Source organism: Chryseobacterium sp. CG10_8, assembly GCF_058117085.1.
This window is the reverse complement of sequence record NZ_JBYVEB010000211.1, coordinates 1-1,911: the sequence shown is the minus strand read 5'-3', so window position 1 is coordinate 1,911 and position 1,911 is coordinate 1. Positions and strand designations below refer to the sequence as shown.

The following is a 1,911-nucleotide window of genomic DNA, read 5'->3' as shown; positions in this document are numbered from 1 at the left end:
TTATATCAAAACTAATCTCTTACAAACAAATTATTGCTTAAATGCCTAATTCAATAAAATAAATCATTAAAGATGTAGAATTATGAACAATATTTTAGAGCTTTATAACGAATCAATTACTCTAGAGAGAAACCAATTTCTAGGGATAAAGGGACAAATTAACTCTAATATTTATTTTATAGAAACTGGTAGTTTGAAGGTTTTTGTTCTTGATAATGACGAAGAACAAATTGTAAGATTGGGCTATCAAGGAAATTGGATTGCTTTTTTAGATTCTTTTCTAACAGATAAACCTACGAGTTTCTATATTCAAGCGATCAAGAAAACAAAACTCAAAGTCATCAATAAAGCTCAAATTTCCAATTATCTAGATAACAATAATGATTCTGTTTCTTGGACAAATATTTTAGAAAATCTTGTACATCAGCAACTAGAAAGGGAAATCGACATTCTGACAAGTTCCCCAAAAGAACGCTATCGACGTGTTTTGGAAAGAAGTCCACAACTCTTTCAGAAAATTCCACTTCGGCATATTGCCAACTATCTACGCATGAGTCCTGAGACCCTGTCACGCCTCAAAAAGCTTGACTAGACTTAATCAAGTCAATAATAAAAAGTTGACAAAAAAAACCGATGAAAAATTTCATCGGTTAGTCTATTATTTACCTTTTTTTGCTTTATGTTTACCCCCATTATGGTTAGAGTTGCCATTATTGTGGTAAGGCTTATTATTGTTTTTGTTCCTATTATAAACCGCGACAGGATTTTGCCCTTTATAATACTTTTTCTTGAACTTAGTATACTTGTCATTACCAAGAATGATGGAAATTGAAGCAAATCTATCATCTGTCCATCTTCCTGGATTTCCTTTATATTTTCTATTCCAAGAATCATAATCAGGATACTTTTTGTTGAGCGCAATAAGTTCTATTTTTTGCTGATGAGAAAGTGATAACTCAACCGCCACAGCATCCCAATTGATACTAACAATACTTCTTCTATAGTCATCATAATACTCTCTTTGTGAAAAACCTAAGGCGAACGCGCCCACTAAAAATAAAATTGAAAATAACTTTTTCATAGCTGTAAATGTTAGTTAATAATTAATATTAAAAATATAAAATATCTACCAATTAACAAGGAATTCTTTTCGTTAAAAATAGATTATTCATTTGAAGTAGGATTATTTTTTTACTAATAAGTTAAAAAATACATTGAAATATTTTAACTTTTTAACCTTGTAAAATCCAACAAATATCAAGTTTTCAATTGAACTCTTTTTTGTAAATTGTCATTAATTTGAAATCAATCATTTGTAACTAATTATAATTAAAAAGAACAATAATGAAATTCCTCAAACTTGTTATTAGTGCCTTTGCACTAGTATTTTTTCATTCTTACTCATCTCAAATGAAAAAGTTACCCAATGGAAAAAAAATTGAAACTCAACTCGTTGGTATCTGGACTGGAGCAGAAAATGGAAAACAAATTGATGAGGTAAAAAAAAGCTGGGAAATGACGCGTTCGAATGACGGAACCTTCACTTTAAATTTTAATTTTATGTTGGATGGCGAGAATCATACAAGTGTCGAAACAGGTAATTGGTGGGATAAACTATAAAACCTACAGTTAACAGTTAATTAGCGAAAGTGAGCTTTACTTCGGTAAGCTCAGCAACCAGAATACTCAAATTAAAATTTTAATATTCTTTGTCGCCACTGCTTTTCGGTTTCGTTATTTTTATGTAATTTAACTTAACCCAAAAAACAGTAGCTTCAGCTGGTTGAAAATTGAAGATTGACTTCATCGAACCACTTCGTAGGGTTTCAGTTCACTTATCACCCATCAACGTTAATTTTTTTTATTAATTGACATATTACCAATATGAAGTCAAAAAGAATTGTTTATTTT

The 1,911-nt window shown here is 30.0% G+C and carries 3 protein-coding genes; 2 read left to right on the top strand and 1 reads right to left on the bottom strand.

What is annotated here, in order from left to right:
- The first annotated feature begins 82 nt into the window (after positions 1 to 82).
- Positions 83 to 592 (top strand): Crp/Fnr family transcriptional regulator, encoded by a 510-nt coding sequence (locus AC4AGG_RS16245; RefSeq protein ID WP_489773069.1) that lies wholly within the window; start codon positions 83 to 85, stop codon positions 590 to 592.
- Between the two features lie 66 nt (positions 593 to 658).
- Here AC4AGG_RS16245 and AC4AGG_RS16240 read toward each other — a convergent pair whose 3' ends face one another.
- Positions 659 to 1,081 carry a hypothetical protein gene (locus AC4AGG_RS16240; protein WP_489773068.1) on the bottom strand — a complete coding sequence of 141 codons (423 nt, stop codon included), beginning with the start codon at positions 1,079 to 1,081 and terminating at the stop codon, positions 659 to 661.
- Positions 1,082 to 1,344: 263 nt separating this feature from the next.
- Here AC4AGG_RS16240 and AC4AGG_RS16235 point away from each other — a divergent pair, with 263 nt between their 5' ends.
- Positions 1,345 to 1,620 carry a hypothetical protein gene (locus AC4AGG_RS16235; protein WP_489773067.1) on the top strand — a complete coding sequence of 92 codons (276 nt, stop codon included), beginning with the start codon at positions 1,345 to 1,347 and terminating at the stop codon, positions 1,618 to 1,620.
- Positions 1,621 to 1,911: the final 291 nt, after the last annotated feature.

What these genes read in the sequence shown, in the direction of transcription:
- AC4AGG_RS16245 (WP_489773069.1), top strand. Translation starts at nt 83, where the DNA reads ATGAACAATATTTTAGAGCTTTATAACGAATCAATTACTCTAGAGAGA.
- AC4AGG_RS16240 (WP_489773068.1), bottom strand. Translation starts at nt 1,081, where the DNA reads ATGAAAAAGTTATTTTCAATTTTATTTTTAGTGGGCGCGTTCGCCTTA.
- AC4AGG_RS16235 (WP_489773067.1), top strand. Translation starts at nt 1,345, where the DNA reads ATGAAATTCCTCAAACTTGTTATTAGTGCCTTTGCACTAGTATTTTTT.